Source organism: Desulfotomaculum sp. OF05-3 (genome assembly GCF_003435535.1).
Classification (GTDB): Bacteria; Bacillota; Clostridia; order Lachnospirales; family Lachnospiraceae; genus Pilosibacter; species Pilosibacter fragilis.
Genome location: NZ_QWGO01000001.1, coordinates 113,795 through 140,756, shown reverse-complemented (window position 1 = coordinate 140,756; position 26,962 = coordinate 113,795). Strand labels below are relative to the sequence as shown.

24 protein-coding genes are annotated in these 26,962 nt (G+C 50.1%); 22 read left to right on the top strand and 2 right to left on the bottom strand.

Annotated elements, in window-relative coordinates; all coding sequences use genetic code 11:
- From ispH to DXA87_RS00550, 9 genes are all read left to right on the top strand, one after another.
- Complete coding sequence (ispH, locus tag DXA87_RS00590) at positions 1 to 846, top strand: 4-hydroxy-3-methylbut-2-enyl diphosphate reductase (RefSeq protein WP_117469880.1); 846 nt, start codon at positions 1 to 3, stop codon at positions 844 to 846.
- Positions 834 to 1,913, top strand: a complete 1,080-nt coding sequence (gene rpsA / locus DXA87_RS00585; protein ID WP_117502975.1) for a 30S ribosomal protein S1 — start codon at positions 834 to 836, stop codon at positions 1,911 to 1,913. Before ispH ends, rpsA begins: the two co-directional genes overlap by 13 nt.
- Positions 1,914 to 2,310: 397 nt before the next feature.
- On the top strand, positions 2,311 to 3,060 hold the full coding sequence (locus tag DXA87_RS00580) for a hypothetical protein (RefSeq protein ID WP_117502974.1): 750 nt from the start codon (positions 2,311 to 2,313) through the stop codon (positions 3,058 to 3,060).
- 82 nt (positions 3,061 to 3,142) lie between these two features.
- The gene (locus DXA87_RS00575) at positions 3,143 to 3,373 is read left to right on the top strand and encodes a small, acid-soluble spore protein, alpha/beta type (protein ID WP_021905969.1); all 231 of its coding nucleotides are present in this window, start codon (positions 3,143 to 3,145) and stop codon (positions 3,371 to 3,373) included.
- Positions 3,374 to 3,428: 55 nt separating this feature from the next.
- Positions 3,429 to 4,670, top strand: a complete 1,242-nt coding sequence (locus DXA87_RS00570; RefSeq protein WP_199537890.1) for a cobalt-precorrin 5A hydrolase — start codon at positions 3,429 to 3,431, stop codon at positions 4,668 to 4,670.
- A 12-nt stretch (positions 4,671 to 4,682) separates the two neighbouring features.
- Positions 4,683 to 5,909: a bifunctional adenosylcobinamide kinase/adenosylcobinamide-phosphate guanylyltransferase gene (locus DXA87_RS00565; RefSeq protein ID WP_117502972.1), complete on the top strand. Its 1,227-nt coding sequence runs from the start codon at positions 4,683 to 4,685 to the stop codon at positions 5,907 to 5,909.
- Positions 5,906 to 6,997 carry a histidinol-phosphate transaminase gene (locus tag DXA87_RS00560; RefSeq protein ID WP_117502971.1) on the top strand — a complete coding sequence of 364 codons (1,092 nt, stop codon included), beginning with the start codon at positions 5,906 to 5,908 and terminating at the stop codon, positions 6,995 to 6,997. Before DXA87_RS00565 ends, DXA87_RS00560 begins: the two co-directional genes overlap by 4 nt.
- A gap of 256 nt (positions 6,998 to 7,253) precedes the next feature.
- A complete protein-coding gene (gene guaB, locus DXA87_RS00555; RefSeq protein WP_117469874.1) occupies positions 7,254 to 8,708 on the top strand; it encodes an IMP dehydrogenase in 1,455 nt (484 codons plus the stop codon).
- A 322-nt stretch (positions 8,709 to 9,030) separates the two neighbouring features.
- The gene (locus DXA87_RS00550) at positions 9,031 to 10,584 is read left to right on the top strand and encodes an ABC-F family ATP-binding cassette domain-containing protein (RefSeq protein WP_117469872.1); all 1,554 of its coding nucleotides are present in this window, start codon (positions 9,031 to 9,033) and stop codon (positions 10,582 to 10,584) included.
- A gap of 125 nt (positions 10,585 to 10,709) precedes the next feature.
- Here the strand turns inward: DXA87_RS00550 and DXA87_RS00545 are convergent, their stop codons facing one another.
- Positions 10,710 to 12,128, bottom strand: a complete 1,419-nt coding sequence (locus tag DXA87_RS00545; RefSeq protein ID WP_117502970.1) for a spore germination protein — start codon at positions 12,126 to 12,128, stop codon at positions 10,710 to 10,712.
- A gap of 851 nt (positions 12,129 to 12,979) precedes the next feature.
- Between DXA87_RS00545 and DXA87_RS00540 the strand changes: the two genes are divergently transcribed.
- The 11 genes from DXA87_RS00540 (at position 12,980) to DXA87_RS00490 (ending at position 24,311) form a co-directional block, all read left to right on the top strand.
- Complete coding sequence (locus tag DXA87_RS00540; RefSeq protein ID WP_117502969.1) at positions 12,980 to 14,911, top strand: NAD(+) synthase; 1,932 nt, start codon at positions 12,980 to 12,982, stop codon at positions 14,909 to 14,911.
- Complete coding sequence (locus DXA87_RS00535) at positions 14,908 to 15,690, top strand: RNA methyltransferase (RefSeq protein ID WP_117484326.1); 783 nt, start codon at positions 14,908 to 14,910, stop codon at positions 15,688 to 15,690. The genes DXA87_RS00540 and DXA87_RS00535 overlap by 4 nt, the downstream gene beginning before the upstream one ends.
- A 12-nt stretch (positions 15,691 to 15,702) precedes the next feature.
- Positions 15,703 to 16,152: an NfeD family protein gene (locus tag DXA87_RS00530; RefSeq protein ID WP_015554883.1), complete on the top strand. Its 450-nt coding sequence runs from the start codon at positions 15,703 to 15,705 to the stop codon at positions 16,150 to 16,152.
- Between the two features lie 99 nt (positions 16,153 to 16,251).
- Complete coding sequence (locus tag DXA87_RS00525; RefSeq protein WP_015554882.1) at positions 16,252 to 17,187, top strand: SPFH domain-containing protein; 936 nt, start codon at positions 16,252 to 16,254, stop codon at positions 17,185 to 17,187.
- Positions 17,171 to 18,316: a patatin-like phospholipase family protein gene (locus tag DXA87_RS00520; protein WP_117502968.1), complete on the top strand. Its 1,146-nt coding sequence runs from the start codon at positions 17,171 to 17,173 to the stop codon at positions 18,314 to 18,316. The genes DXA87_RS00525 and DXA87_RS00520 overlap by 17 nt, the downstream gene beginning before the upstream one ends.
- A 104-nt stretch (positions 18,317 to 18,420) precedes the next feature.
- Positions 18,421 to 18,729 carry a DUF6637 family protein gene (locus tag DXA87_RS00515; RefSeq protein ID WP_015554881.1) on the top strand — a complete coding sequence of 103 codons (309 nt, stop codon included), beginning with the start codon at positions 18,421 to 18,423 and terminating at the stop codon, positions 18,727 to 18,729.
- Between the two features lie 4 nt (positions 18,730 to 18,733).
- Positions 18,734 to 19,714 carry a biotin--[acetyl-CoA-carboxylase] ligase gene (locus DXA87_RS00510; protein WP_015554880.1) on the top strand — a complete coding sequence of 327 codons (981 nt, stop codon included), beginning with the start codon at positions 18,734 to 18,736 and terminating at the stop codon, positions 19,712 to 19,714.
- Positions 19,707 to 20,843, top strand: coding sequence for an A/G-specific adenine glycosylase (gene mutY, locus DXA87_RS00505; RefSeq protein WP_242990529.1), 1,137 nt, complete (start codon positions 19,707 to 19,709; stop codon positions 20,841 to 20,843). Before DXA87_RS00510 ends, mutY begins: the two co-directional genes overlap by 8 nt.
- A 346-nt stretch (positions 20,844 to 21,189) precedes the next feature.
- The gene (locus DXA87_RS00500; protein WP_343220730.1) at positions 21,190 to 22,125 is read left to right on the top strand and encodes a YegS/Rv2252/BmrU family lipid kinase; all 936 of its coding nucleotides are present in this window, start codon (positions 21,190 to 21,192) and stop codon (positions 22,123 to 22,125) included.
- A 168-nt stretch (positions 22,126 to 22,293) separates the two neighbouring features.
- Positions 22,294 to 23,418: an RNA polymerase sigma factor RpoD gene (gene rpoD, locus DXA87_RS00495; protein ID WP_021905985.1), complete on the top strand. Its 1,125-nt coding sequence runs from the start codon at positions 22,294 to 22,296 to the stop codon at positions 23,416 to 23,418.
- A gap of 230 nt (positions 23,419 to 23,648) precedes the next feature.
- Positions 23,649 to 24,311 (top strand): epoxyqueuosine reductase QueH, encoded by a 663-nt coding sequence (locus DXA87_RS00490; protein WP_117502967.1) that lies wholly within the window; start codon positions 23,649 to 23,651, stop codon positions 24,309 to 24,311.
- Here DXA87_RS00490 and DXA87_RS00485 read toward each other — a convergent pair.
- Positions 24,291 to 25,295: an MBL fold metallo-hydrolase gene (locus DXA87_RS00485; protein WP_117484322.1), complete on the bottom strand. Its 1,005-nt coding sequence runs from the start codon at positions 25,293 to 25,295 to the stop codon at positions 24,291 to 24,293. The two genes, DXA87_RS00490 and DXA87_RS00485, sit on opposite strands and share 21 nt — an antisense overlap.
- 298 nt (positions 25,296 to 25,593) lie before the next feature.
- Here DXA87_RS00485 and DXA87_RS00480 point away from each other — a divergent pair, with 298 nt between their 5' ends.
- Both DXA87_RS00480 and DXA87_RS00475 read left to right on the top strand, forming a co-directional pair.
- Positions 25,594 to 25,857: an HPr family phosphocarrier protein gene (locus DXA87_RS00480; protein WP_015554876.1), complete on the top strand. Its 264-nt coding sequence runs from the start codon at positions 25,594 to 25,596 to the stop codon at positions 25,855 to 25,857.
- A gap of 114 nt (positions 25,858 to 25,971) precedes the next feature.
- On the top strand, positions 25,972 to 26,817 hold the full coding sequence (locus DXA87_RS00475) for an Mrp/NBP35 family ATP-binding protein (RefSeq protein ID WP_015554875.1): 846 nt from the start codon (positions 25,972 to 25,974) through the stop codon (positions 26,815 to 26,817).
- The last annotated feature ends 145 nt before the right edge of the window (positions 26,818 to 26,962 follow it).

The following is a 26,962-nucleotide window of genomic DNA, read 5'->3' as shown; positions in this document are numbered from 1 at the left end:
ATGGAAGTAACAGTTGCAAAGACAGCAGGCTTCTGCTTTGGTGTGAAGCGTGCCGTGGAAAAAGTATATGATCAGATCGGCAGGACGGAAAAAAGGATCTACACCTACGGTCCAATTATCCATAATGAGCAGGTCGTGGGCGATCTCAGGGAAAAGGGTGTGGAGGTCATCGACTCTTTAGAAGAATTGAAGACGATCCGGAACGCTGTTGTTGTGATCCGCTCCCACGGTGTCGGAAAAAATGTCTACGAGATCTTAAAGGAAAACGATGTGGAAATCGTGGATGCCACATGTCCCTATGTGAAAAAGATCCACCGGATCGTCGAAAAACAGTCAGCAGAAGGAAGAAAAGTTCTGATCATAGGCAGTGAGGACCATCCGGAGGTGCAGGGCATCAAGGGATGGGGAGATGAGCGGACAGTGGTCATCGAGGACATGGATGATTTTCTTAAGCTGCAGCTTCCGGAAAATGAGAAGCTTTGTATTGTATCCCAGACGACATTTAATTACAAGAAATTTCAAGATATAGTTGAAAAAATTTCTAAAACGAGGTATGATATAACTGTTTTAAATACGATTTGCAATGCAACACAGGAAAGACAAGTGGAAGCGATGAGGATAGCCTCACAGGTGGACGTGATGCTGGTTATCGGCGGGAAACACAGCTCGAATACCCAGAAGCTATACGATATCTGCCGGAAGGAATGTAAAAACACCTATTACATCCAGACTCTGGGCGACTTTAATCCTGAATGTATTAGTTCTGTGCGCAGTGTAGGTATTACGGCCGGGGCGTCAACCCCAAACAATATTATCGAGGAGGTTCATACTAAATGTCAGAGTTAAGTTTTGAACAAATGTTAGAAGAATCATTAAAAACAATACGTACAGGAGAGGTTGTCACCGGTAAGGTCATTGACGTAAAAGAAGACGAAATCGTTTTAAATATTGGTTACAAGTCTGATGGCATCATTACCCGCAGTGAATACACAAACGAGTCCAACGTAGACTTAAGAAATCTTGTACATGTTGGTGACGAGATGGAAGCCAAAGTCGTAAAGGTGAACGACGGTGAAGGTCAGGTTGCTCTTTCCTACAAGAGACTGGCTGCAGACAGAGGAAATAAGAAGCTTGAGGAAGCATTTGAGAACCACGAGGTTCTTACTGCTAAGGTTTCCCAGGTTCTGGACGGCGGTTTAAGCGTGATCGTGGATGAAGCTAGAATCTTTATCCCGGCAAGCCTTGTATCCGACGTATATGAGAAAGATTTATCCAAATATGCTGATAAAGAGATCGAATTCGTAATCACAGAATTCAATCCGAGAAGAAGAAGAGTCATCGGCGACCGCAAGCAGCTTATCGTTGCTAAGAAGGCTGAGATGCAGAAAGCTCTCTTCGAGAAGATCCATGTAGGTGATAAGGTAGAAGGAACTGTTAAGAACGTAACTGATTTTGGTGCATTCATCGATCTTGGCGGCGCTGACGGTTTACTCCACATCTCCGAGATGTCCTGGGGCAGAATCGAGAACCCGAAGAAGGTCTTCAAGGTTGGCGATAAGGTAACAGCTCTCATCAAAGACATCAACGGTGAGAAGATTGCCCTTTCCATGAAGTTCCCGGAGACAAATCCGTGGGCTGACGCTGCTGAGAAGTACGCAGTAGGCAACGTAGTTACAGGTAAGGTAGCTCGTATGACTGACTTCGGCGCATTCGTTGAGCTTGAGCCGGGCGTAGACGCTCTGCTTCACGTATCCCAGATCTCCAGAGAGCACGTTGCTAAGCCGGCTGATGTACTTTCCATCGGTCAGGAGATCACTGCTAAGATCGTTGATTTCAACGAGGCAGACAGAAAGATCAGCTTAAGCATGAAGGCTCTTGAGGCTGACAACGCACAGGAGCAGACAGAGGAGTAATCCGAAGGTGATGCTTAAATAAGAATTTTCGAGGACATCGTTCTTTACGGGCGATGTCCTTTTTTTGTAACAGGAAATTCCTCGGAATTCCCTGTACAAAAAACACGAACGCATCAGGACACATCAGAGGCCGCGAAGCCTGCCGCAGAAATGCCGCAAATTATGCCCGCACTACAAAAATGCGTAAGGGATTTGTAATTGAAATCATAGTGTAATCTCAAGGTTTGTATGTTAAGATAACCGTACAAAAGCAAAAGACGGCGGAAGAACCTGAAAAGTTACTGTGAACAGTAACCTTGGAAAATCAGGACGGCCGCAAATCGGTATTTGAAGGAGAACGCTGTAAAACAATGCAGTCCGGCAAAGACCGATACAAGAGAACAGGAGGAATTTTATTATGACGAAAAATATGAAAAGAATGACAGCGCTGGCCTGTGCGGCCATGATGATCGCATCTATGGGGATCACCGGATGCGGCAAGGCGGATGGACAGACAAAGGAGGAGACAAAAAAGACAGCCGTTGAGACTCCTGCAGGAACGGAGACATCTGCGACTACGGAAAACGAGGCGGGAAAACTTCCGGACGGTACCGGTCAGGAAAGTGGAGCGGCAGACACGGAGTCCGCGAGTGAGTCTGATCCGATGATGGGAACGATCGTTTCTGTGGAAGATGGACAGCTTACGATGCATCGCCAGGATAATGGATTTGATGAGGACGTTGTAATTACGATCGCAGAGGATACGAAGGTTCTGGATGCAGAGAATGGTTATCCGGTGGAACTCGGTGATCTGAAAGAAGGAAATACCATCAGCGCTTATGTAGACGAGGCAATGACGTTGAGCCTTCCGCCGATTACAAATGGTCTGCTGATCTTAGTACAGGCAGAGGGATATGATTTCCCGAGATACACGAAGGTAAAGGAATTGATGGCTGCAAATACAGAAGGTGAGCGGATCCTCACAGCCGAGAATGGGATCAATTACATGATTACCGCTGAAACAAGACTTCTTCCATATCTGACAAGAAATATTGTCTCCGAGGAAGACCTTACAGAAGGAACCGAGATCCTGATCTGGAACGAGGAGAACGGAAATAAAGCAGAAAAGATCGTCGTGTTTCAGGGTGAGAACGGATATGCAAAATAAATAATGGGATCTTAAGAGAAACCGATCTGTATGAAAGTATTGGACAGCGGGTATACTCTCCATATGGAAGGAGCGTGAGCCTGTGTCGAAGAAAAAAAGAGAACCGGTGGATCCGGAGCACTTAAAGCCGGAGGACCGGATGAAATTCGAGATCGCGAAGGAGCTGGGGCTGGCGGACAAGGTAATCGCCGGTGGCTGGCGATGCCTTACCGCAAAAGAGAGCGGCAGGATCGGCGGTCTTGTGACAAAAAAGAAGAGAGAAATGTCCGCGAAAACGCAGGATAAGGAGAATCCAGAGGAAAACTGCCATTGAAACAATGGCGGTTTTCTTTTATAATTAGGGGAGAGAGATGCAGCAGTTCACCGATATGGAAAAATCAGATCTCGGAAGGGAATCAATTATGAATATATCGCTTATTTGTTTTACGAGAGCCGGATTTGAGACGATGAAGCGGATCAACGACACCCTTTCCGGAGCTTCTGAAGCTTTCGCGAATGCGTCCTGTCCGGAACATCGTGATAGGAGCGCAAAGACCGAGGACAGATCCTGTGAGGGGGGTACTCTGTATCAGTTTCTGTGGATCGCCGGGCGGTACGCGCTCCAGCTTGCGGCGACGGATGCCGGAGTGCCTTATCAGGCAGTGCCGGAGGGCGGACTTTCGGAGTGGACGAAGGAGGCTTTTCTGCGGGACGATGCTCTTATTTTTGTGGGTGCCTGTGGGATCGCGGTGCGCTCCATTGCGCCATATGTGCGGGATAAATTTCAGGACCCTGCGGTGGTCTGTGTGGATGAGGCGGGACAGTTTGTGATCCCGCTTCTCTCCGGACATGTGGGCGGAGCGAACCGGCTGGCGGAAATGGTGGCTTCCGGGATCGGAGCAGTGCCGGTGGTGACGACGGCGACGGATGTGGAGAAGAAATTTGCGGTGGACGTGTTCGCAAAGGATCATGGATTTGTGATCACGGACCGGAAACTTGCGAAGGAGATTTCGGCTGATATCCTTGCGGGTGAGCCGGTGGGAGTGTTCTCAGATTTCGGATTTTCAGCGTGGAAGAAGATTCCGGAGGGACTTTTTGAGGATCGGATCTGTAAGCGGAATCTCTGGATTACGGTGTCCGGAAAAGAAAAGAAAGGGATTCCGGAGAACCGCGTCCTGCGCCTGATCCCACGGTGTGTGGCACTTGGAATCGGCTGTAAACGCGGGACACCTGTTGAGAAGATCCGGACTGCGGTGGAAAGTGCGATGGAGCGGAACGGGATCGATCTGCGAAGCGTCTTTGCAGTGGCGAGCATCGACATCAAGAAGCAGGAGCAGGGACTCATCGAATTCGCGAAGGAACTTCAGGTGCCGTTTCTGACATTTTCCAGTGAGGAGTTAAATGGACAGCCGGGAGATTTCCCGGAGTCGGAATTTGTACGGAAGACCACGGGAACCGGAAATGTCTGCGAGCGGTCCGCAGTGGCTGTGTGCAGGCTGGGCGTGAGAGCTTCTGAGTGCAGGATCCTGATCCATAAGGAAGCGGAGGACGGCGTGACAGTGGCCGCAACGTATTATATGATCGGAAAGTCCGGAGAAAATGCGGATCGGGAAGAAAAATCGAGAGGATAGAGTAGAAAGAATATGATGATCCTGATAAATGGGGGAAGCTCCAGCGGAAAGTCCGCATTTGCAGAGACCCTGATCGTAGAACAGGTAAAGAAAGAAGAGGTGATGGCGGAAGCCGCCGGAAAATCGATGCGCGGCGGCGCCCGGAAAACGGATCTGCGCCATCAGCCGTCCTGTTACCTTGCAACCATGATCGCCTGGGACGAGGAGTGCAGGGAGCGGATCCGAAAACACCGCAAAATGCGGGAAAAAAAGAATTTTATGACCATCGAGTGCCCTGTGGACCTTTTGAAGGCGGAGGTCCCTGCCAGGAGCCGGTGTCTGTTAGAGTGTGTTTCCAACCTTGCGGCGAACGAGATGTACCGCCGGGACATGGAAGATCCGGAGAATGGCGCGATGGAACGGATATTGGAAGGAATCAGGATGATCAGAAAAAATGCGGACTTTCTGGTAGTCGTGACAAATGATGTGTCCGGGGATCAGGGGCCGTACTCGGAGGAGACGGAAGCGTACCGGAAGCTGTTGGGCGGAATCAACTGTGCGTTGGCCGGGGAGTCGGATGAAGTGTACGAGGTGATCTGCGGTGAGCCGGTGATGGTGAAGAAAAAGAAGAGGGAAGATACGGAAGTGGAAGAGAGAAGAACGGATCGATCTGTGGATCGTCAGAGAGGGATCAGGCTTTTTGTAGGAGGCGCGTATCAGGGGAAATCAAACCTTGCGATGCGTGAGGCGGTGACGGAAGAAAACCGCTTCATTCTTGTGGCAGACGGCGAACAGTCACCGTTGGAAGACGCGTTTGATTCGGAGGCTGTTCTGAATCTTCATATCTATATTCGAAGGCTGATAGACACAGTACTGGGTGAGTATGACGCGAAGAGAGAGGATGACAGAGTGTTCTGCGACAGTATCCGCAGTGAAATCAATGAGAGAACTGAAGCTGTGAGGGATCCGGCTGAAAGAACATCTGCCGGAGAAACAAAGATGGTCAGAGTGCAGACGAAAGATATCGAGATCCGGATCGAAGAGGTCATGTACCGGTATCTGGATATGATCCTTGAGAAGAATCCCAACGCAGTCATCACCTGCGACGAGATCGGCTGCGGAATCGTTCCCATCGATAAAACAGACCGCCTGTGGCGGGAGATGAGTGGGGACGCCTGCCAGTATCTGGCGGCGCGGGCGGTGAAGGTATGCCGCGTTGTCTGCGGGATCCCGATGGCTTTAAAGGGCGGTGAGACATGATGGAGTACGGACACGGCGGTGATATCTACCGGAACCGGAATGTGGAGCTGGATTTCTCGGTCAACGTAAATCCCTTGGGAATGCCAAATTTTGTCTGGGAGGCAGCCCAGAGGAGCATTGCCTTCTGTACAGGATATCCGGACAGCTCATGCGAAAACCTGCGGGGACGGTTGTCAGAGCTTACCGGTGTCCCGGAAGATCAGATGATCTTCGGAAACGGGGCGGCGGAATTGATCTTCCGGCTGGTACAGGAGGTACGGCCGAAAAAGGCAGTGATCCCTGCGCCATCTTTCGCGGAGTATGAAACGGCGTTGAGATCCTGTGGGACAGAAATCGCTTTTTTCTATTTAAAAGAGGCGGAATCTTTTTTCTTAAACGTATCGGAATTTCTGGATTTTTTGAGAACAGAGCAGCCGGAGATCATATTTTTATGCACTCCGGCGAATCCCACAGGGGCCATGATCCGGCAGGCAGATCTTTGTAGAATCTTAGACCACTGCAAGAAACATGGGATTCTGCTGGTTCTGGATGAATGCTTCGTGGAATTCCTTGATGAGGAGCGAAGCTGCGGCTGTATCCGTGAATTTCTTGAATGGGAGACCGGAAGACCGGAACATGGCGGAAACTTATTTCTTCTCCGGGCATTCACAAAGACATATGCCATGGCGGGACTGCGGCTGGGATATGGATTCTGTACGAGCAGGCAACTCCTGGACCGGATGGAGACGAACTGGCAGCCCTGGAGTGTTTCAATCCCGGCTCAGGAAGCGGGATATGTGGCACTTTCGGAAGAACGGATCCCTTTTTTGAAAAAGATGCGGGAGACGGTGGCGAAAGAACGGCAGTATCTTTCTGACGGATTGACGAAAGCGGGATTCACGGTATTCCACTCGGACGCGAATTTCCTCCTGTTTAAGGATTTCAAGACCGGTCAGGAATCCTGGCTGTACGAATATTTTCTGGAACGGGGGATCCTGATCCGGTCATGCAGGAATTACAGACTGCTTGACAGACGATTCTACAGGATCTGCGTCCGCTCCCATGAAGAAAACCGGGAATTCCTGGAGATATTAAAGGATTACAGGTAGATCATCCGGAGGGAAAACGCAGCCGTTGGAAGAAAACGAAAGATACGTTGGAAAATGACAGAAGGATAAAGAAATTTTCTGTATGTTTATAAGTAAAAATAATATAAAATCGCAAAAAAATTATATGAATTGCCTGTTGCTAAAATTCGACAAAGCTGTTATACTCTACAGTAATAACTGGAACTGACGTTATGACGGTTTTTAGTTATATTTTTTTTAAACATAATAAAACAGAAGAAAGAGAGGGAACCATAAAATGGGTAAGATCATTGGTGATGGTATTACATTTGATGATGTGCTCCTTGTACCTGCATATTCTGAAGTAATCCCAAATCAGGTTGATGTTTCAACACACCTGACAAAGAAAGTCAAACTCAATATTCCATTTATGAGTGCCGGCATGGATACCGTTACTGAGCACCGCATGGCGATCGCTATGGCGCGACAGGGCGGAATCGGTATCATTCACAAAAACATGTCGATCGAGGCGCAGGCTGAAGAGGTAGATAAGGTAAAACGTTCTGAAAACGGAGTAATCACAGACCCATTTTATTTGTCCCCGGAACATACATTAAAAGATGCAGATGAGCTGATGGCAAAATTCCGCATTTCCGGTGTTCCGATCACTGAGGGTAAAAAGCTCGTCGGAATCATCACAAACCGTGATCTGAAATTTGAGGAAGATTATTCCAAGAAGATCAAAGAGTGCATGACTTCCGAGCATCTGGTTACAGCTAAAGAAGGCGTAACCATGGAAGAAGCAAAGCGCATTCTTGCAAAGGCAAGAGTCGAGAAGCTTCCGATCGTAGATGAAAACTTTAACTTAAAAGGACTCATTACGATCAAAGATATCGAGAAACAGATCAAGTATCCGAACTCCGCAAAGGATGACCACGGAAGACTTCTCTGCGGTGCTGCAATCGGAATCACAGCAAATGTTCTTGAGAGAACGGAAGCCCTTGTAAATGCAAAGGTCGATGTTGTTGTTCTCGACTCTGCGCACGGACACTCTGCGAACGTTATCAACTGCGTAAAGATGATCAAGGAGAAATTCCCGGATCTTCAGGTAATCGCCGGTAACGTTGCAACGGGTGAGGCTACAAGAGCCCTGATCGAGGCCGGCGTTGACGCTGTCAAGGTTGGTATCGGACCGGGATCGATCTGTACGACACGTGTCGTTGCAGGTATCGGTGTTCCGCAGATCACTGCGGTTATGGACTGCTATGCAGTTGCGAAGGAGTACGGTATTCCGATCATCGCCGACGGCGGTATCAAGTATTCCGGAGATGTTACAAAGGCTCTCGCAGCCGGCGGTAATGTCTGCATGATGGGATCCATGTTCGCGGGCTGCGATGAGAGCCCGGGAGACTTCGAACTTTATCAGGGAAGAAAATATAAAGTTTACCGTGGAATGGGATCCATTTCCGCTATGGAGAACGGCAGTAAGGACCGTTACTTCCAGTCGAACGCGAAGAAGCTTGTTCCGGAAGGCGTTGAAGGACGTGTCGCTTACAAGGGATTCGTTGAGGATACCGTATTCCAGATGCTGGGCGGTCTTCGTGCCGGTATGGGATATTGCGGTGCTCATGATATCAAAGAGCTTCAGGAGAACAGTCATTTTGTTAAGATCTCCGCAGCCGCACTCCGCGAGAGCCATCCGCATGATATCCACATCACAAAAGAGGCTCCGAACTATAGCGTAGACGAATAATTTTAATCCCGAGAGGGCAGCAAAGGGCTGTGCAGGCGGCGGAAACGCTGTTCCCTGCACAGCCTTTTTTGGACTTCGTGTATTTGGAAATAAGGGAACAGATAGAAAATTTTATGAAGATGCACAACTCCTCTCTCCATGGTCCTGATCGGAACGATGATGACGGAACTGACGCCGGCATCCTTTAAGGACTGGAGTACTGAGGGTCAAAAGGTCTGAAGTCCGACGCGAGCTTGCTTGCAGTTATATAGGTTTACCTGGGGTCCCAGGAGAAAGGGAAAACGGCTGAATTTTAAGGAAAAGCCGGAATAAAAGAAGTTTTATGAGTATTTTAAATGTAGAACACCTGAGCCATGGTTTCGGAGACCGGGCTATCTTTACGGACGTTTCTTTCCGCCTGTTAAAGGGGGAACATATCGGTCTCATCGGAGCAAACGGTGAGGGAAAGTCCACATTTATGAATATCATCACCGGGAAGATGATGCCGGATGAGGGAAAGGTTGAGTGGTCAAAAAATGTCCGTGTGGGCTACTTAGACCAGCATACCGTGCTTGAGAAGGGTATGACGATCCGCGACGTGCTTAAGAGTGCCTTTTCCTTCCTCTTTGAGATGGAGGAGAAGATGAACGACATCTGCGCGAAGATGGGAGATGCGTCCGAGGATGAGATGAACGCCATGATGGAGGAGCTGGGAACGATCCAGGATCTTCTGATGGCACATGATTTCTACATTATCGACTCCAAGGTGGAGGAGATCGGACGCGCCTTCGGCCTCGACGAGATCGGTCTTGACAAGGACGTTGACGAGCTCTCCGGCGGACAGAGAACGAAGGTCCTCCTCGGAAAACTTCTTCTTGAGAAGCCGGATATCCTGCTCCTCGACGAGCCGACAAACTATCTGGATGTACAGCATATCGAGTGGCTGAAGCGGTATCTTCAGGATTACGAGAACGCTTTTATCCTGATCTCCCACGATATCCCGTTTTTAAACAGCGTGGTAAACCTGATCTACCATATGGAGAACCAGAAGCTTGACCGCTATGTGGGTGACTATGACCGGTTCATGGAAGTCTACGAGATGAAAAAGAGCCAGTTGGAGGCAGCTTACAACCGCCAGCAGGCGGAGATCGCGAAGCTTCAGGATTTCGTTGCGAGAAACAAGGCCCGTGTTGCGACGAGAAACATGGCGATGTCGAGACAGAAGAAGCTGGACAAAATGGAGGTCATCGAGCTTGCAAAGGAAAAACCGAAGCCGGAGTTCCATTTCCTGAATGCAAGGGCAACCGGAAAACTGATCTTTGAGACGAAGGATCTTGTGATCGGTTATGATGAACCACTTTCAAAACCGCTTAATTTCCTCATGGAGCGCGGCGAGAAGATCGCGGTCATTGGTGCGAATGGTATCGGAAAAACTACCTTTTTAAAGAGCATTCAGGGGTTGATCCCGGCGATCTCCGGAACCGTTGAGGTCGGTGACTATCAGTTCCCGGGTTACTTCGAGCAGGAGATGGCACCGGGAAATACGACGACCTGTATCGAGGAGATCTGGAAGGAGTTTCCGTCCTACACCCAGTACGAAGTCCGATCTGCCCTTGCAAAGTGCGGCCTGACTACAAAGAATATCGAGAGCCAGGTCCGCGTCCTCTCCGGTGGTGAGCAGGCGAAGGTCCGCCTCTGCAAGCTTATGAACCGGGAGACCAACGTTCTGCTTCTCGACGAGCCGACGAACCATCTGGATGTGGATGCGAAGGACGAGCTTAAGAGAGCACTTTCGGAGTACAAAGGAGCAGTCCTCCTCATCTGCCACGAGCCGGAGTTCTATGACGGACTGGTGTCAAAGGTTTGGGATCTCAGTAAGTGGTCGTTAAAGATTTGATATGTTTACAATTGAAGAAATCCGTGCCCTGCATAACGAAATCTGCAGGACACGGATTTTTTGTGCAATAAGAAATTCCGAGGAATTCCCCATTGCACAAAAGGCACATTCTTTTTTAAGACGATTCATCGCTGGCTTTTCTCTGTATGCGGCAGCCGTCCCCGCAGAAACCGCTTTTTGATCTCCGGCCACGAAAACGGGATCAGCGGATAGATATAGCTCTTTCCGGCGATGGTGCGGTTGAATACGATGGAGCAGACGGCGATGGCGGTGCCGAGGATGAAGCCCCAGACGTTTAAGAGGGAGGTCAGGATCAGCAGGATCACACGCATGAATTTTAGCGCGTAACCCATCTCGAAGCTTGCCTGGGAGTAGTTGGCGATGGTGACGAAGGCCATATATAACATCGTCTCCGGGTTGAACCAGCCGGATTTTACGGAGTACTCACCGAGAACAATACCGGCGATAACACTTAACGGTGTGGTCAGCATGCTGGGCGTATTGACAGCGGCGAGGCGCAGGCCGTCGATGGCAAATTCCAGGATCAGGAGTTGGAAGATCAGCGGCACATACATGTCATCCGCCAGCTTGATAAACTCCAGCCAGCCTGGGATCCAGTTCTGGTTCTGCATAAAGAGAAGCCACACCGGGGTCAGAAACAGGGTGAGGAAGGAGACTGTCATCCTGGAGAGACGCAGGTAGGTTCCGGTCACTGGCGGGAAGTAGTAGTCATCTGCCTCCTCGATAATATCGAAGACTGAGGACGGCAGGATCATGCAGGCGGGGGAATTGTCAACAAGGATGACGATGTTTCCCTCCAGAATAGACGCCGCAGCCGTGTCCGGACGTTCAGAAAAACGGAATTTTGGGAACGGGTTGAACCATTTGTGGGGAAAGATACATTCTGCCAGACTTTCCTGATTCATAGTCAGAGCATCTACATGCAGATTTTCGATGCGGTACTTGATCTTATTTAGCAGGTCCTCGTCCACACGACGTTTCATGTAGCAGATCGCAATGTCTGTGTGGGAGCTTTCTCCGGTCTGCATGATCTCCACCGTGAGATTCACGTCCCGGATCCGGCGGCGGATCAGGGCGGTATTGAAGATCATGGTTTCCACGAAGCCATCCCGGGAGCCTCGGAGCACCTTGTCTTTTTCGGGCTCCGAGACCCCGCGGGCCGGGTAAGTACGGCAGTCGATGAGGATTGCCCGGTCATACCCGTCGATTAAAAGACAGGAGAGGCCGGAGAGGAGTTGTGTAAAGATATTTTTATCATCGGTCTCCACGGTGGTCTCGCCGTAATGGACGTACTGCTTTGCGAAATCATGGGCAGATGATGGGAACGAGTCCGGTTTTACGGAGGCGAAATCCTGCATCAGGCGCAGAAGGATCTCGTCCTTTGTGAAGCCGTCAATGAAGTACAGGCAGGCTTTTTTGTCCGCAATAGTGAGAGTGTGGTAGACGATATCGAAGTTTTTTTGGACATCCAGGATCTCGTGAAAGCGGGAGATGTTCTGATCGAAATTGGATGAAATGTTCATGGATATCATGTCCTTTCAAGAGTTATGATGATGTAGAGTGTTGCAAGCGACCGCGCTCGGTGCGAGAATGTGCCAAGGTACATTTCTTTTAAAAAGCAGACCCGGTGATCAATAATCGAAAGGGGCAGTCATGAGTCACGTGAAGGGGGAGTGATTCCTTCAGACGATATTTTGCAGATATTATTTCAAAAAAACATGAAATTATACGGGAGATACCTGCGGCCTGCAAACCGCCGAAAATGCGTACTGTATACAAAGTTCCAATTCCACTGGGCAGAACCACCATAGAATAGATTGTTTTTTTGTAAAAACAACGAATCTGCTTTTCCCCAGCGGACATTTGTGCGGAAGATAGTAAATATATACAATAAAATTGTGCAAATTTAACTATATTTACCATAGCATTTCCGGTAATATTTTGTTATACTGCATAAGCATTGAAATTGAAGGGGTATCAATTTCGAGGAACTGTATAATGCAAGGAAATTGTACGTGAATGAAAGGCTGTGCTCAGTGGGGGAGCACAGCCTTTCGCCGTTTAAGCGCTGCCCGTATGCAGTTCAGCGAATGTGAGTGCTTATGCAGGCAAGAGTGCAGCGCACACATATTTGCCAGACTGACGCATGGTCGGACTATTCATGAAATATTTCTTAAACAGATGAAAATCCATAGCCCTTTTCAGAAAAAAAGTGTATAATAAAAAGTAATCATTCAGCCATACGGAAATTTTCAAAACAATAGAAAGCCCGTTTATGACTGAATTGTTGTATAACGGCATATATTCCCAAACTGACTGAAATTCTGCGCTGCAGCGCGGCTATCAAAGTCGGAATGTAATAAGGAGAACAAAAATGAAAGACGGATTTATCCGGGTGGCGGCGGCCACCCCAGATTTAAAGGTTGCAGATCCTGTGTTTAACCGGGAACAGACCTGGAAGATGATGCAGGAGGCAGCATCCCAGGATGTAAAGATCCTGGTGTTCCCGGAGCTCGGTCTCACCGGATACACCTGCAGTGACCTGTTTCTGCAGGACACCCTGATCGATCAGGCGAAGGAAGAACTCTTATGGCTCTTAGACGCATCAAAGGATATGGATATGCTGACCTTCATCGGACTTCCGTGGATGAAGGACGGAAAACTCTACAACGTAGCGGCTGCCATCAAGGATGGCGAGCTTTTAGGCCTTGTTCCGAAGAGACATCTTCCGAACTATTCTGAATTCTATGAGCTACGCCATTTCAACCCGGGTCCGGTAAAACCGGATGTGGTAGAGTGGGGAGAGAGCCTGATCCCGTTTGGAAGCAAGATCCTGTTCCGCTGCACGAATATCCCGGAACTCATAGTCGCCGCAGAACTCTGCGAGGACGTATGGACGATGGATCCACCGAGCGTCTCCCACGCGAAAGCCGGAGCTACCGTGATCGCAAACTGCTCCGCCAGCGATGAGACCACAGGAAAAGCGGGATACCGTGAGACATTGATCGCCGGACAGTCTGCCCGCCTCGTATGTGCGTACATCTATGCCAATGCCGGAGAGGGCGAGTCCACCCAGGACCTCGTCTTCGGCGGACATGATATCATTGCCGAGAACGGAAATATCCTTGCGGAATCCGAGCGTTTCAAAAACGGCATGATCACGGCGGACATCGATCTTTACAGACTTAAAAACGAGAGAAGAAGAATGACCACATGTCAGCCGGGTGCGGAGACTGAGGACTATGATTACATGGACTTCACCTTAAATAAAACGGAGCTCACATTAAAACGCTATGTCGATCCGGCACCTTTCGTTCCGTCAAACGAGAAAGAGAGAACCGCCCGCTGTGAGGAGATCTTAACGATCCAGGCCATGGGCTTAAAGAAACGTCTCGCCCACACCGGTGCCAAGAGCGCAGTTGTAGGAATCTCCGGCGGACTCGACTCCACCCTGGCACTTCTTGTCACAGCGAGAGCCTTCGATATGCTGGGCATTCCGAGAGAAAATATTCTCTCCGTCACGATGCCGTGCTTCGGAACTACGGACAGAACCTACAACAACGCAGTCACACTCACAAAGAAGCTGGGCGCGACATTAAGAGAGGTAAATATCAGAAAAGCAGTTTCCACCCACTTCGAGGATATCGGACATGATCCGGCGATCCATGATGTGACTTACGAGAACTCCCAGGCAAGATACCGCACCCTGATCCTCATGGACCTTGCGAACAAGACGAACGGCATGGTCATCGGAACAGGAGATATGTCTGAGCTGGCTCTTGGCTGGGCGACCTACAACGGCGACCACATGTCCATGTACGGCGTGAACGCGTCTGTTCCGAAGACGCTTGTCCGTCATCTTGTCCGCTACTACGCGGATACCTGCGGCGACAAGGCCTTGGCAGATGTACTCAACGATGTTCTCGATACCCCGGTGAGCCCGGAGCTTCTGCCGCCGGAGGACGGAAAGATCTCCCAGAAGACGGAGGACCTGGTCGGACCTTACGAGCTTCACGATTTCTTCCTCTATTATATTCTCCGTTACGGTTATCATCCGGCGAAGATCTACCGCCTGGCGAAGATCGCTTTCGCGGGAGTTTACGAGGACAAGGTGATCTACAAGTGGTTAAATACCTTCTACCGCCGGTTCTTCGCACAGCAGTTCAAGCGTTCCTGCCTGCCGGACGGCCCGAAGGTCGGATCTGTTGCGGTTTCTCCGAGAGGTGATCTCAGAATGCCGAGCGACGCAGCGAGACGGATCTGGATGGATGAAGTGGAGAAACTTGACCCGGAGGAAGGGAGATGATCACAAGCACAAAAAATGACCAGGTAAAAGCAGTCATTGAATTAAAGAAAAAAGCGAGAGCGAGAAATGAGCAGGGACTTTTCGTCGTCGAGGGAGTGCGGATGGCCGCTGAGCTCCCGAAGGATCAGGTTAAAAGTATCTATGTTTCTGAAACTTTCGCGAAAAATCCGGAGAATGCCGCAATTCTTGCGGAGTACCCGGGATACGAACTTGTCAGCGACTCTGTGTTTGCGGTGATGTCCGACACGCAGACGCCCCAGGGTGTGCTGGCACTTGTCAGACAGTTTTCCTACGGAATGGACGAGCTCTTAAAGAGTGACCGTCCAGCTCATCTGATGGTGCTGGAAAATCTTCAGGATCCAGGAAACCTGGGAACGATCCTGAGAGCCGGAGAGGGCGCGGGGATCACGGGACTCATTATGAGCCGTGATACTGTGGATATCTACAACCCGAAGGTGATCCGTTCCACCATGGGATCCGTATTCCGTGTCCCGTTCTTCTACACGGACGATCTGGAGCAGACCGTTCTGGATCTGAAAGCGCGGGGGATCCGGGTATTTGCGGCCCATCTCGCAGGAAAGAATAATTACGAGCAGGAAGATTATACTGGTAATACGGCGTTCCTGATCGGAAATGAGGGAAACGGGCTGACGGAAAAGCTTTCCAACATGGCAGACACCTGGGTGAAGATCCCCATGGCCGGAAAGGTGGAGTCGTTAAATGCCGCCATCGCTGCATCGATCCTGATGTTTGAGACGGCAAGACAGCGGCGCGCATAAAGGAGTGATTTTATGGATATGATCGGATGGCTGGTGGCCTTTGTAATTCTGATCGGAATCGAGGCGGCGACCATGGCGCTTACGACGATCTGGTTTGCGGGCGGGGCTGTGTTCGCGTTTTTTGCTGCGGTACTGGAATTTTCCGTGCAGTCGCAGCTTGTGGTGTTCCTGATCGTATCGTTTGTCCTTCTTCTCTTTACAAGACCGCTCGCTATCCGGTTCGTCAACCGGGAGACCGTGAAGACGAATGTGGACGGGCTGATCGGAAGAAAGGCAAAAGTGATCAAAAAAATCGACAACAATGAGCCGTCCGGAGCCGCTGTCATCGACGGCCAGGAGTGGACGGCGAGATCCGCGGATGAAGCGGTGACGATCCCGGTGGGGACCCATGTGGTCATAAAGGAAGTCCGGGGCGTGAAGCTCATTGTGGAGATGATTCCAGAAACAGAGAATAGGAACTGATAAAAAGTTTCCGGCTTGCTCATAGTAATATGAATGGGCTGAAGAAAAAAATGGGGGATAAAGATAATCCCCCATAAAAACATAAAGGAGGACATAAATATGCCAACAATTTTAGTATTAGTACTGATCTTTATCATTCTGCTGATCCTCGTTTCCTGCATCCGCATCGTGCCCCAGGCACAGGCGATGGTAGTGGAGAGACTCGGCGCGTACCTTGAGACATGGAATGTGGGAATCCACTTCAAAGTTCCGTTTATTGACCGCGTTGCAAAGCGGGTCCTCTTAAAAGAGCAGGTCGTTGACTTCGCTCCGCAGCCGGTGATCACAAAGGATAACGTCACCATGAAGATCGATACGGTCGTGTTCTTCCAGATCACAGACCCGAAGCTCTACGCATACGGTGTTGAGAACCCGATCATGGCCATCGAGAATCTGACAGCCACCACGCTTCGAAACATCATCGGTGACCTGGAGCTCGACCAGACCTTAACTTCCCGTGAGACCATCAACACAAAGATGCGTTCCGCCCTGGATGTTGCCACGGACCCGTGGGGCATCAAGGTAAACCGTGTGGAGTTAAAGAATATCATTCCGCCGGCAGCGATCCAGGATGCCATGGAGAAACAGATGAAGGCAGAGCGTGAGCGCCGTGAGGCGATCCTTCGCGCGGAAGGTGAGAAGAAGTCCACGATCCTCGTGGCAGAGGGTAAGAAACAGTCCGCGATCCTCGACGCGGAGGCAGATAAGCAGGCAGCGATCCTTCACGCGGAGGCGGAGAAGGAGAAACGGATCCGCGAGGCAGAAGGCCAGGCGGAGGCGATCATCAAGATCCAGCAGGCGAACGCCGATGGTATCCGCATGATCAAGGAAGCCGGAGCAGACCAGACAGTTTTGCAGTTAAAGAGTCTTGAGGCGTTCGCGAAGGCGGCAGACGGCAAGGCAACAAAGATCATCATCCCGTCTGAGATCCAATCCCTCGCAGGTCTTGTGACAAGTGTAACGGAGATCGCAAAAAAGAGTGAAACTGAGAATTGATCTTGAAAAGGAATATGGAATCGTTTTAGAGGGCGGCGGTGCCAGGGGCGCATACCAGATCGGTGTCTGGAAAGCGCTCCGGGAAGCCGGCATGAAGATAAAGGGTGTCGCGGGAACGTCCGTTGGGGCGTTAAACGGCGCCCTGATCTGCATGGATGATCTCGGGAAGGCGGAGGAGATCTGGGGAAATATGACCTACTCCACCGTGTTCAATGTGGACGATTCCATGATCGGAAAATTAAAGAAATTTGGCGTGCGATCCATGAAAGTGACCGACGCGGCGGCAGAATTCAGACGGCTGTTTTCAGACAGGGGGCTCGATATCGCCCCACTCAAAAAACTTCTGGAAGAGACGGTGGATGAGGAGCGGATCAGGCGCTCACCACGGGATTTCTGCGCCGCGTCCTTTTCAGTCACGGACCGGAAAGAGGAGGACTTCGATGTAAAGGCAGCACCTCTGGGGACCATAAAGGATATAATGATGGCCAGCGCCTATTTCCCAGGATTTAAGCAGGAAAAGCTGGGTGGAAAGACGTATCTTGACGGCGGCAGCGTCAACAATGTGCCGGTGGATCTCCTGACGGACCGGGGATATAAGGATATCATCGTGATCCGCCTCTATGGGATCGGCGTGGACCGGCGAAGGTTCATGGATATCCCGGAGGACGTGACGGTCCACGAGATCGCGCCAAGAAGAAATCTCGGCGGGATCCTGGAATTTGACAGTGCGAGAACGAGGAAAAACATGAAGCTCGGCTATTTTGACGGGCTGAGATTCCTCTACGGACTCTGCGGAAGGAAATATTATCTTGACATGCCATATTCCGAGGCGTATTATTTTGGCAGGATCATGTCGGAACTTGACATGTTTAAGGAGTGGCTGAGACCTTATGTAAAGGAACATGAGTTTGTAAAGCTCACAGGCTATCGTGTATACACGGAGAAGATATTTCCGTTTCTTGCCAGGAAGCTTCGGCTGCAGCCGGAATGGGATTACAGGGATCTCTACGGGGCAGTCCTGGAAGTGTTCGCGAAAAAGATGCAGATGGAAGTCTACGAGGTTTACACGCCGGACGATATCGTGGGGAAGATCCATGAACTTTTTTCAGACAGGCTGACGATAGGATAGGGAAGCGTGGCAGCACATCGGAAGTCTTGGAAAAGTACCAGGCAGCACGGCTGATCCTGGGAAAACGACAGATCCGGCAGAAAATATGAGGAGAACGCTGAAATATGGCGGAAAACAATAAGAGAAGAAAAGTCAGGAGCGAGTCCATGGCTCTTGATGCCATGCACATCATCATCGGCATCGCTGTGGTGGTGATGGCAGTTATCTCGTTCCTTGACACGGAGAGGTATATGTTCCTCTTTCCGGCGATATTTTTCCTGGCGGCAGTTTTAAATCTGGTCACAGGAAAATACTGGCTGTCCCGGGCAAAACGGGAGAGGCGGAGAAGAACGGCGGCGGTGTTCCAGATGGTGTTCGGAACGACTCTGCTGATCTTTACATTTTTAAGCGCAATGAGTATCTGGTGGAGGTAATGAGATGAAGGGAGAGATCCTGAAATTATTGAAGGAGACAGATGGCTATATTTCCGGTCAGGAGCTTTGCGAGAAGTTCGGTGTCTCGAGAACGGCGGTCTGGAAGGTCATCAACCAGTTAAAGGAGGAGGGCTACGAGATCGAGGCCGTCCGGAATAAAGGATATATTTTAAAGGGATCGGCGGATGTGCTCTCAAAGGAAGAGCTGGAAAGCACGATCCACACGAAATGGGCAGGAACGCAGGTGGCGTTCTTCGAGGAGACCGACTCCACGAACAATGAGATCCGCCGTCTCGCGGAACAGGGCGCGCCCCACGGAACCCTGGCTGTCGCGGAACGCCAGCTCGGCGGAAAGGGCAGAAGAGGTCGTGTCTGGACATCTCCGGCGGGCGTTGGGATCTGGATGAGCATGCTCTTAAGACCACAGATCGATCCCATGGCGGCCTCCATGCTGACGCTCGTCATGGCGCTGTCCACGAGAAGGGGAATCGAGAAGGCGACAGGATTGAAATCTGAGATCAAATGGCCGAACGACCTTGTTTTAAATAAGAAGAAAATCTGCGGAATCTTAACGGAGATGAGCACGGAGCTCATGGAAATCCAGTACGTGATCCCGGGAACCGGCATCAACGTAAATCAGATGGAATTTCCGGATGATATCAAGGCAACAGCGACTTCCCTGCGGATCGAGAGCGGGAAGATCCAGAAGAGAAGTGAGATCATCGCGGCGATCATGGAGGCATTTGAGGGATATTATGACACCTTCATCGAGACGCAGGACATGTCGGGACTTATTGAAGAGTACAATGCAAACCTTGTAAATCTCGGCAACGAGGTGTGCGTTCTGGATCCGGCGGGCGAGTACCGCGGTGTCTCTGAGGGAATCAACAAGGAAGGCGCACTTTTAGTCCGTCTCTCCGATGGCACATTAAAGGAGATTATCTCCGGGGAAGTTTCCGTCCGCGGAGTCTATGGATATGTATAAGGAAGAAATGAATGTTTCGGGGGCGGATCTTTATTCCGGTCTCCAGAAAATCTTTCCGGATGAGAAAGACCTCACCCTGACGGAGCGTCTGGAAGCCGCAAGAGGACCGCTCCTTTCCTGGTATCGGGGGAATAAAAGAGATCTCCCCTGGCGGGAGAACCAGGATGCCTACCGGATCTGGATCTCGGAGATCATGCTGCAGCAGACGAGAGTGGAGGCAGTAAAGCCCTACTTTGCCCGGTTTATGGAGTGTTTTCCGACGGTGCAGGCATTGGCTGAGTGTGAGGAAGAAGAGCTTTTCAAGTATTGGGAAGGTCTCGGATATTACAGCAGGGCCAGAAATCTGAAGAAAGCGGCCAAGATCATCGTTTCCCAGTACGGCGGAGAACTTCCGGCAGATCGCAGAGCGCTTCTTGCGCTTCCGGGAATCGGAAGCTACACGGCGGGTGCCATTGGATCCATCGCTTTCGGACTCCCTGTCCCAGCGGTGGACGGAAATGTCATGCGGGTCCTTTCGAGAGTTGCCGGAAGCTACGAAGATATCTTAAAACAAGCGGTAAAGAAGAAGACAGAAGCTGCGGTCGAAGAGGTCTTAAAGACACTCAAAAAGGATGAGCCAGGAGATTTCAACCAGGCGCTCATCGAGACCGGAGCCATCGTCTGCGTCCCCAATGGTGCCCCTCTCTGCGATCTTCCATGTCCATTCTATACGGTATGCGAGGCGAGAAAAAGAAACCTGATCTCTGCGATCCCGGTGAAGGCACCGAAAAAGAAAAGGAAAATTGAGGAAAAGACCGTATTATTAGTGAAATACGGGGATAAAATAGCCATTAGAAAGCGGGATGACACCGGACTGCTGGCATCCCTGTATGAATTTCCGAATCTGGAAGGAAAACTTTCAGAGAAAGAGGTACTGGAACGCCTCGGTGGCGGGGCATCGGTGGAGGAAAAACTGCCGGAGGCAAAGCACATTTTCAGCCATGTGGAGTGGCATATGAGCGGGTACCTGGTGAAGGCAGGGGAAGAGATCCCGGGAATGCTGTTTGCGGACAGAGGGGAATTGAAGGAGAAGTACCCGATCCCGAACGCGTTTGCGGCGTATAGAAAGCTGCTGGAAAGCCAGTCATGATATAATGAGTCCAAAAGAAAAACAAGCGGCACCGCAGGTGGCATTTGTTTTTCTTGGACCATTAACGAACGAACCGCCTGCGTCAGCAGGCAATAGAGCGCGTCAGCGCGGGGGTCGTGAGTCTATGATATAATGGCTGTAAATTCTCTTGAACCCACAGATATTGTTTGTCAGGGCGGACAGAATGCAGAAGATGCATCATTATTGTACACGGGTAGGAATTTTCTGAACTGAAAATTCCGTACAGTAGTACCGATGCATCTGTCAGTGTCCCATATTAGAAATAGAAAGTATTGACATTTGTTAGTATTATGGCGCATAAGGGCGTCTTTTATGGAGCGTGTTCATGATGAAAATGAAAAAAATGTTATTTGTTTTTAATCCCCGTTCCGGGAAGGAAGCCATCAAGAACCAGTTGTCCGATATTCTCGGGATTTTCTGTGGAGCAGGCTATCTGCCCTCTGTCTATGTGACCCAGGAACCGGGGGATGCGGCGAAGATTGCCGAGGAATACGGTAAGGATGTGGAACTTTTCGTCTGCAGCGGCGGGGATGGAACGCTGAACAGCGTGATCTCCGGCATCATGAGGCTGGAAAAACGCCCGGAGATCGGATATCTCCCGGCAGGTTCCACGAATGATTTCGCGAGAAGCTTAAAGATTCCGGCGAATCTCACGAAGGCGGCGCAGGATGTGGTGAGCGGAAAGTCCTACGGCGTCGACATCGGAAAATTTGGGGATGAGCGGTATTTTGTTTATATCGCCGCATTTGGCGCTTTCACGGAAGTGTCGTACAGCACGCCCCAGGACATCAAGAACGTTCTTGGGCATCAGGCATATATCCTGGAGTCCATCAAGGCACTGGGAAATCTCAAATCCTACAGGATGCATTTGACATGGGATGACGGTGAGACGGATGGAGAGTTCGTTTTCGGAATGGTGACGAACACCACAAGTGTCGGAGGCTTCAGAGGACTTGCGCCGAAGGATGTTTCCTTCCATGACGGCCTGTTTGAGGGCGTGTTTATCCGGACACCGAAGACTCCGGCGGATCTTCCGAATATTATAAGTGGTCTGCTTCTGTTCCCGGAACAGGAAAATAAGGACGTGATCCGCGTGAAATCTTCAAAGTTTACGGTCACCGCCAAGGAAGAGATCCCGTGGGTCCTCGACGGTGAGTTTGGCGGATCGGTTACTGAGGCAAAGATCGAGAATGTGAAGGAAGCAGTGACCTTAAGCTGCAGCCCGGAGCCGGAGAAGCAGGAGGAGAAGACGGCGGGATGACAGGGGCGGCAAGTGCGCAGACCTGCTGAATAATTACAAAAAGTGCTAATAAAATGTTAAAATTCAACAAAAAAGGCGTAGAAAAGCATTGAAAATTGTCACTGGATAGTATATAATGAACTATCGTGGAGCAGTTTGAGCAGCCCCAACCTGAAAGGACGTTATTCAGTGGAAAAAGAAGTATTTTTAGACAAACTTAAGAAACTTGTCGCACTGGGCAAGTCAAAACAGAACGCACTTGACGCGACGGAGATCAACGACTTTTTTGCCGGAGATAACCTCGGACCGGAGCAGATGGATGAAATTTATAATTACTTAGAGCACAGCAATATCGACGTTGTGCCGGTAATTGATGACGCAATGCTTGCGGATGATTCCATGCTTCTGGATGATCTGGATGATGACTACCGTGAGGACAAGGACGGAGAGGACATTGACTTAGACGCCATCGATCTTCTGGAAGGTATCGGAACAGAGGATCCGGTCCGCATGTACTTAAAGGAGATCGGTACCGTGCCGCTTCTTTCCGCGGATGAGGAGCTTCGTCTCGCGAAGAGAAAGGCAGAGGGAGATGAGTCTGCAAAAGAGCGTCTGATCGAGGCAAACCTTCGTCTCGTCGTAAGTATCGCAAAGCGTTACACTGGACGTGGAATGAGTTTCCTGGATCTTGTACAGGAAGGAAACCTTGGTCTGATCAAGGGCGTTGAGAAGTTCGACTATACAAAAGGATATAAGTTAAGTACATATGCGACTTGGTGGATCCGTCAGTCTGTGACGAGAGCCCTTGCGGATCAGGCGAGAACGATCCGTGTTCCGGTGCATATGGTAGAGACGATCAACAAAATGTCAAAGATGCAGAGAAAGCTGACTCTGGAACTCGGCTATGAGCCGTCCGTGACAGAACTCGCGGAAGCGCTCGAGATGTCTGAGGACAAGGTTATGGAGATCATGCAGATCGCGCGAGAGCCCGCATCCTTAGAAACTCCGATCGGTGAGGAGGACGATTCCAATCTCGGCGACTTCGTTGCGGACAGCAACGCGGTGACTCCGGAAGGAAACGTGGAATCCGTAATGTTACGTGAGCACATCGACGCATTACTTGGTGATCTCAAAGAGAGAGAACGTCAGGTCATCGTTCTTCGATTCGGTCTTGAAGACGGACATCCGAGAACTCTGGAAGAAGTTGGAAAAGAGTTCAACGTAACGAGAGAGCGTATCCGTCAGATCGAGGCGAAAGCATTGAGAAAGCTCAGAAATCCGGTCCGCAGCAAACGGATCCGGGATTTCCTGTAAGACCGGGAAAAGGATATTGGAAGCGGATCGTTGGGGGCAGACTGAACGGATTCGGTGAAAATAGAAATGCAGGCAGCGGGAGAAGATCCGGCTGCCTTTTTCCGTTGCGGTCTTTTTGCCGGTATCCTGTAATGGTGAAGTGCCGGTGACGGCAACCGGGCAGAAGGCTGAGACAGAAGGAGACACAGGGGATTGAAGCATCGGGGCAGCATAGCCTGCCGGGAGATCATATGAATAAGAGAAATTATCAGAAGGAATTAGATAAAAAACTGGAAGAACTGCAGAAAGAGGGAAAGGTTCCCACTTTATTTCTACACAGCTGCTGTGCGCCCTGCAGCAGTTATGTTCTGGAATATCTTTCCAGATATTTTGAGATCACGGTATTTTATTATAACCCGAATATTTATCCGCCATCAGAGTACGAGGAGCGGACATCGGAGCAGGAACGTCTGATCCGGGAATTCAATGGAGAGTGGGAACAGGAGACAGACCGCCACCCGATCCATTTTGTGGCAGGAACCTATGTGCCCGACGATTTCTATGCAGCGGCAAAAGGGCTCGAGCAGGAGCCGGAAGGCGGCGCAAGATGTACGGAGTGCTTTAAACTCCGCCTCTCCGAGGCGGCGAGAGAGGCAAAAGCCGGGTACTTCGATTTCTTTACGACGACGCTTACGATCAGCCCCCTAAAGGACGCGGAGCGGTTAAACCGGATCGGGGAAGAGATGGGACGCGAGTATGGTGTGGAGTTTCTGTCATCAGATTTCAAGAAGAGAAACGGATATAAAAGATCCACGAAGCTTTCCAGAGAACACGCGCTCTATCGTCAGAATTACTGTGGCTGCGTGTTCTCAAAGAGGGAGTCGGAGGCGCGCTCAGCGGAGAGACCAGAATAAGACCCCGTCCTTCTCTGTCCGGGTGATCGACCCTGTCTCTGCCAGCCAGTCCAGACAGGAAAAGAGTTTCGGCCATGTATTGAGATAGGAGAAAAGATAGGAATAGCGGTAGGTCTGCATGCGCTGGACATAGAGCGCCTGATCAAGCTCTAAAAGAGTCATGGGGTGGCGGCTTTCTGCCAGAGCCAGCCGGAGCTGGGTGCAGCGTGTCTCATATTCGTCGATGATGCGGCAGGTCTCCTCACGGATCTCGGTGAATTCTCCGTAGTGTCCGGGGAGAAAACGGTAACCGGCATAATCGGCAGCCAGTGCTTTAAGGGATGCAAAGTATTCAGCAAGGAGATGCTGGTCTTTTCCTGATGTGATGACGATGGGAGTAAGCCCCAGGATCACCTGATCAGCGCAGAAGAAAAGCTTTTTCTTCCTCTCCACGAGCCCACACTGACCGGCTGTATGACCGTATAGGGGGACGATCTCGAAATCATAGCCGCCGCAGGAGAGCGTGTCCCCCGGCGCAATGGGGGTAAAGGGAAAATGAAAAGAAATATTGTTTTCCCTTGCAAGTTGGTCAGCTCCGGTGTTGATTTCCTGCCAGGCATCGGGAGCCAGTTCTTTTGTGACTCCGCATTCTCTGGTGTAGGAGCGGCGCATGGTGTTGTCCTCATAAAGACGATGGTAGCGGTCGGAACATTCGGAGATCTCCACGGGGTTCATGAAGGCCCGGGCACCGCGCTCTATGAAAAGGGAGATGTATCCGCTGTGATCTGCATGATTGTGGGTCACAAAGATGTCGAGATCCCGATAGTCGATGGAAAGCTCTTTTAAGACATGTTCCATCTCATTCAGGCACTCCGGAACTTTCCAGGATGTGTCGATCATGAGGCTGCGGCCATTTCCTTTTATAATATAGAGGTTTCTCGATGAGGTCCGCATGGCTTTATTGGTGAGAATGACTTTATATAGATTGGGAGCGAGTAGTTTCATTTCGTGGGAACTCCTTGAACGTGGTTTTTAAGGTAGATCGTTTTGATTTTATCCCGGGCTTTGTAAAATGTCAAATCATTCCGGAGCGTTTCGTTGACATCATGGGGTTTGTGGTATAAAATGAAAATGTTTACGTAACTATTCAGTAGGTCTGCGCATATGCTGCGCTGACCGTAAGAACACATAGGATAGAAAGCAAAAATCCCATCAGCGAAGCTGATCTGGAATGGATTTTTGCTCGTGACTATGAAGGTACTGAATAGTTACATGTTTACAAACAAAATAGGAGGAACAGGTTATGGTAGAAAGAAAAGTTACAGTCGTAAACCCGACAGGTCTTCATCTTCGCCCGGCGGGACTGCTCTGCCAGACATCCATGAAGTTCGATTCTAAAGTGATGATTTTTTATAAAGAAAAAGAAATCAATGCGAAGAGTGTGTTAAACGTAATGGCATCCGGGATCCGGTGCGGCGATGAGATCACAGTACATTGTGATGGCCCGGACGAGAAAGAAGCCCTGGAGGCTGTATGTGACCTGATCGAGACAGGTTTAAAGGAATAAGAACAGCGTAAAAAGAAAAATAAGCAACGTGGCAGCATCAGGCTGCCATGGCTCCCGTCAAACTCACAGGTAGAGGATCTGGTGGGAGAATAAGTGATAGAAAGTGAGAGAATCATGAGCGAAACAGCAGAAAATTGTACACATGACTGCGGAAGCTGTACTGCAAACTGCGGAAGCAGAACAAATGAGCCGCAGAGCTTCCTTGAGAAGTTAAATCCGGCGAGCTCTGTAAAGAAAGTGATCGGCGTTGTCAGCGGGAAAGGCGGTGTCGGAAAATCCTTAGTGACATCCCTGATGGCCTGCCGCATGCGCGCGACGGGTGCGAGAGTAGGAATCCTTGATGCGGATATCACAGGTCCGTCGATCCCGAGAGCCTTTGGGATTCATGATGGCGTGACAGTGACTCCGGATGGAAAGCTCCTTGTCCCGGCGACTTCCTCCACTGGTGTTGAGGTGATCTCCTCCAATATGCTTCTGGAGAATGAGACAGATCCGGTGATCTGGCGTGGTCCGGTGATCGCAGGTGCAGTGAAACAGTTCTGGAGTGAGACACTCTGGCAGGATATCGACTATATGTTCGTAGATATGCCTCCGGGAACCGGCGATGTGCCGCTTACTGTATTTCAGTCTCTTCCTGTCAATGGAATCATCATCGTTACCTCCCCGCAGGAGCTTGTCTCCATGATCGTTGAGAAGGCGGTCAACATGGCGAAGAAAATGAATGTTCCGATCCTCGGTCTTGTTGAGAATATGAGCTACCTCGAATGTCCGGACTGCGGAAAGAAGATTTCCGTATTCGGCGAGAGCCATATTGATGATGTCGCAAAGGAATACGGAATTCCGGTTCTCGCTCAGATCCCGATCCGTCCGGCGATCGCGAAAGCTGTCGACGAGGGAACGGTAGAGTATATAGAAGCAGACTTCTTAGACAATGCGGTGAAGGCAGTGAAGGAAGCTTAGGAAAAGCAAAAAAATAAGGTATGATACACAGGGCAGCTAAGGCAATAGCTGCCCGTATTTTTGGTGTAACAGGAAATTCCCTGTTACACCAAAGGCACATTCTTTTTATGCAATCGAAAATCAAAGGGTTCAATCTGGTAAATGA

What these genes read in the sequence shown, in the direction of transcription:
- DXA87_RS00560 (WP_117502971.1), top strand. Translation starts at nt 5,906, where the DNA reads ATGATGGAGTACGGACACGGCGGTGATATCTACCGGAACCGGAATGTG.
- DXA87_RS00485 (WP_117484322.1), bottom strand. Translation starts at nt 25,295, where the DNA reads ATGAAACTACTCGCTCCCAATCTATATAAAGTCATTCTCACCAATAAA.
- DXA87_RS00480 (WP_015554876.1), top strand. Translation starts at nt 25,594, where the DNA reads ATGGTAGAAAGAAAAGTTACAGTCGTAAACCCGACAGGTCTTCATCTT.
- DXA87_RS00580 (WP_117502974.1), top strand. Translation starts at nt 2,311, where the DNA reads ATGACGAAAAATATGAAAAGAATGACAGCGCTGGCCTGTGCGGCCATG.
- DXA87_RS00525 (WP_015554882.1), top strand. Translation starts at nt 16,252, where the DNA reads ATGCCAACAATTTTAGTATTAGTACTGATCTTTATCATTCTGCTGATC.
- DXA87_RS00500 (WP_343220730.1), top strand. Translation starts at nt 21,190, where the DNA reads ATGATGAAAATGAAAAAAATGTTATTTGTTTTTAATCCCCGTTCCGGG.
- DXA87_RS00530 (WP_015554883.1), top strand. Translation starts at nt 15,703, where the DNA reads ATGGATATGATCGGATGGCTGGTGGCCTTTGTAATTCTGATCGGAATC.
- ispH (WP_117469880.1), top strand. Translation starts at nt 1, where the DNA reads ATGGAAGTAACAGTTGCAAAGACAGCAGGCTTCTGCTTTGGTGTGAAG.
- DXA87_RS00565 (WP_117502972.1), top strand. Translation starts at nt 4,683, where the DNA reads ATGATGATCCTGATAAATGGGGGAAGCTCCAGCGGAAAGTCCGCATTT.
- DXA87_RS00570 (WP_199537890.1), top strand. Translation starts at nt 3,429, where the DNA reads ATGGAAAAATCAGATCTCGGAAGGGAATCAATTATGAATATATCGCTT.
- DXA87_RS00515 (WP_015554881.1), top strand. Translation starts at nt 18,421, where the DNA reads ATGGCGGAAAACAATAAGAGAAGAAAAGTCAGGAGCGAGTCCATGGCT.
- guaB (WP_117469874.1), top strand. Translation starts at nt 7,254, where the DNA reads ATGGGTAAGATCATTGGTGATGGTATTACATTTGATGATGTGCTCCTT.
- DXA87_RS00490 (WP_117502967.1), top strand. Translation starts at nt 23,649, where the DNA reads ATGAATAAGAGAAATTATCAGAAGGAATTAGATAAAAAACTGGAAGAA.
- DXA87_RS00475 (WP_015554875.1), top strand. Translation starts at nt 25,972, where the DNA reads ATGAGCGAAACAGCAGAAAATTGTACACATGACTGCGGAAGCTGTACT.
- DXA87_RS00510 (WP_015554880.1), top strand. Translation starts at nt 18,734, where the DNA reads ATGAAGGGAGAGATCCTGAAATTATTGAAGGAGACAGATGGCTATATT.
- DXA87_RS00540 (WP_117502969.1), top strand. Translation starts at nt 12,980, where the DNA reads ATGAAAGACGGATTTATCCGGGTGGCGGCGGCCACCCCAGATTTAAAG.
- mutY (WP_242990529.1), top strand. Translation starts at nt 19,707, where the DNA reads ATGTATAAGGAAGAAATGAATGTTTCGGGGGCGGATCTTTATTCCGGT.
- rpsA (WP_117502975.1), top strand. Translation starts at nt 834, where the DNA reads ATGTCAGAGTTAAGTTTTGAACAAATGTTAGAAGAATCATTAAAAACA.
- DXA87_RS00545 (WP_117502970.1), bottom strand. Translation starts at nt 12,128, where the DNA reads ATGAACATTTCATCCAATTTCGATCAGAACATCTCCCGCTTTCACGAG.
- DXA87_RS00550 (WP_117469872.1), top strand. Translation starts at nt 9,031, where the DNA reads ATGAGTATTTTAAATGTAGAACACCTGAGCCATGGTTTCGGAGACCGG.
- DXA87_RS00535 (WP_117484326.1), top strand. Translation starts at nt 14,908, where the DNA reads ATGATCACAAGCACAAAAAATGACCAGGTAAAAGCAGTCATTGAATTA.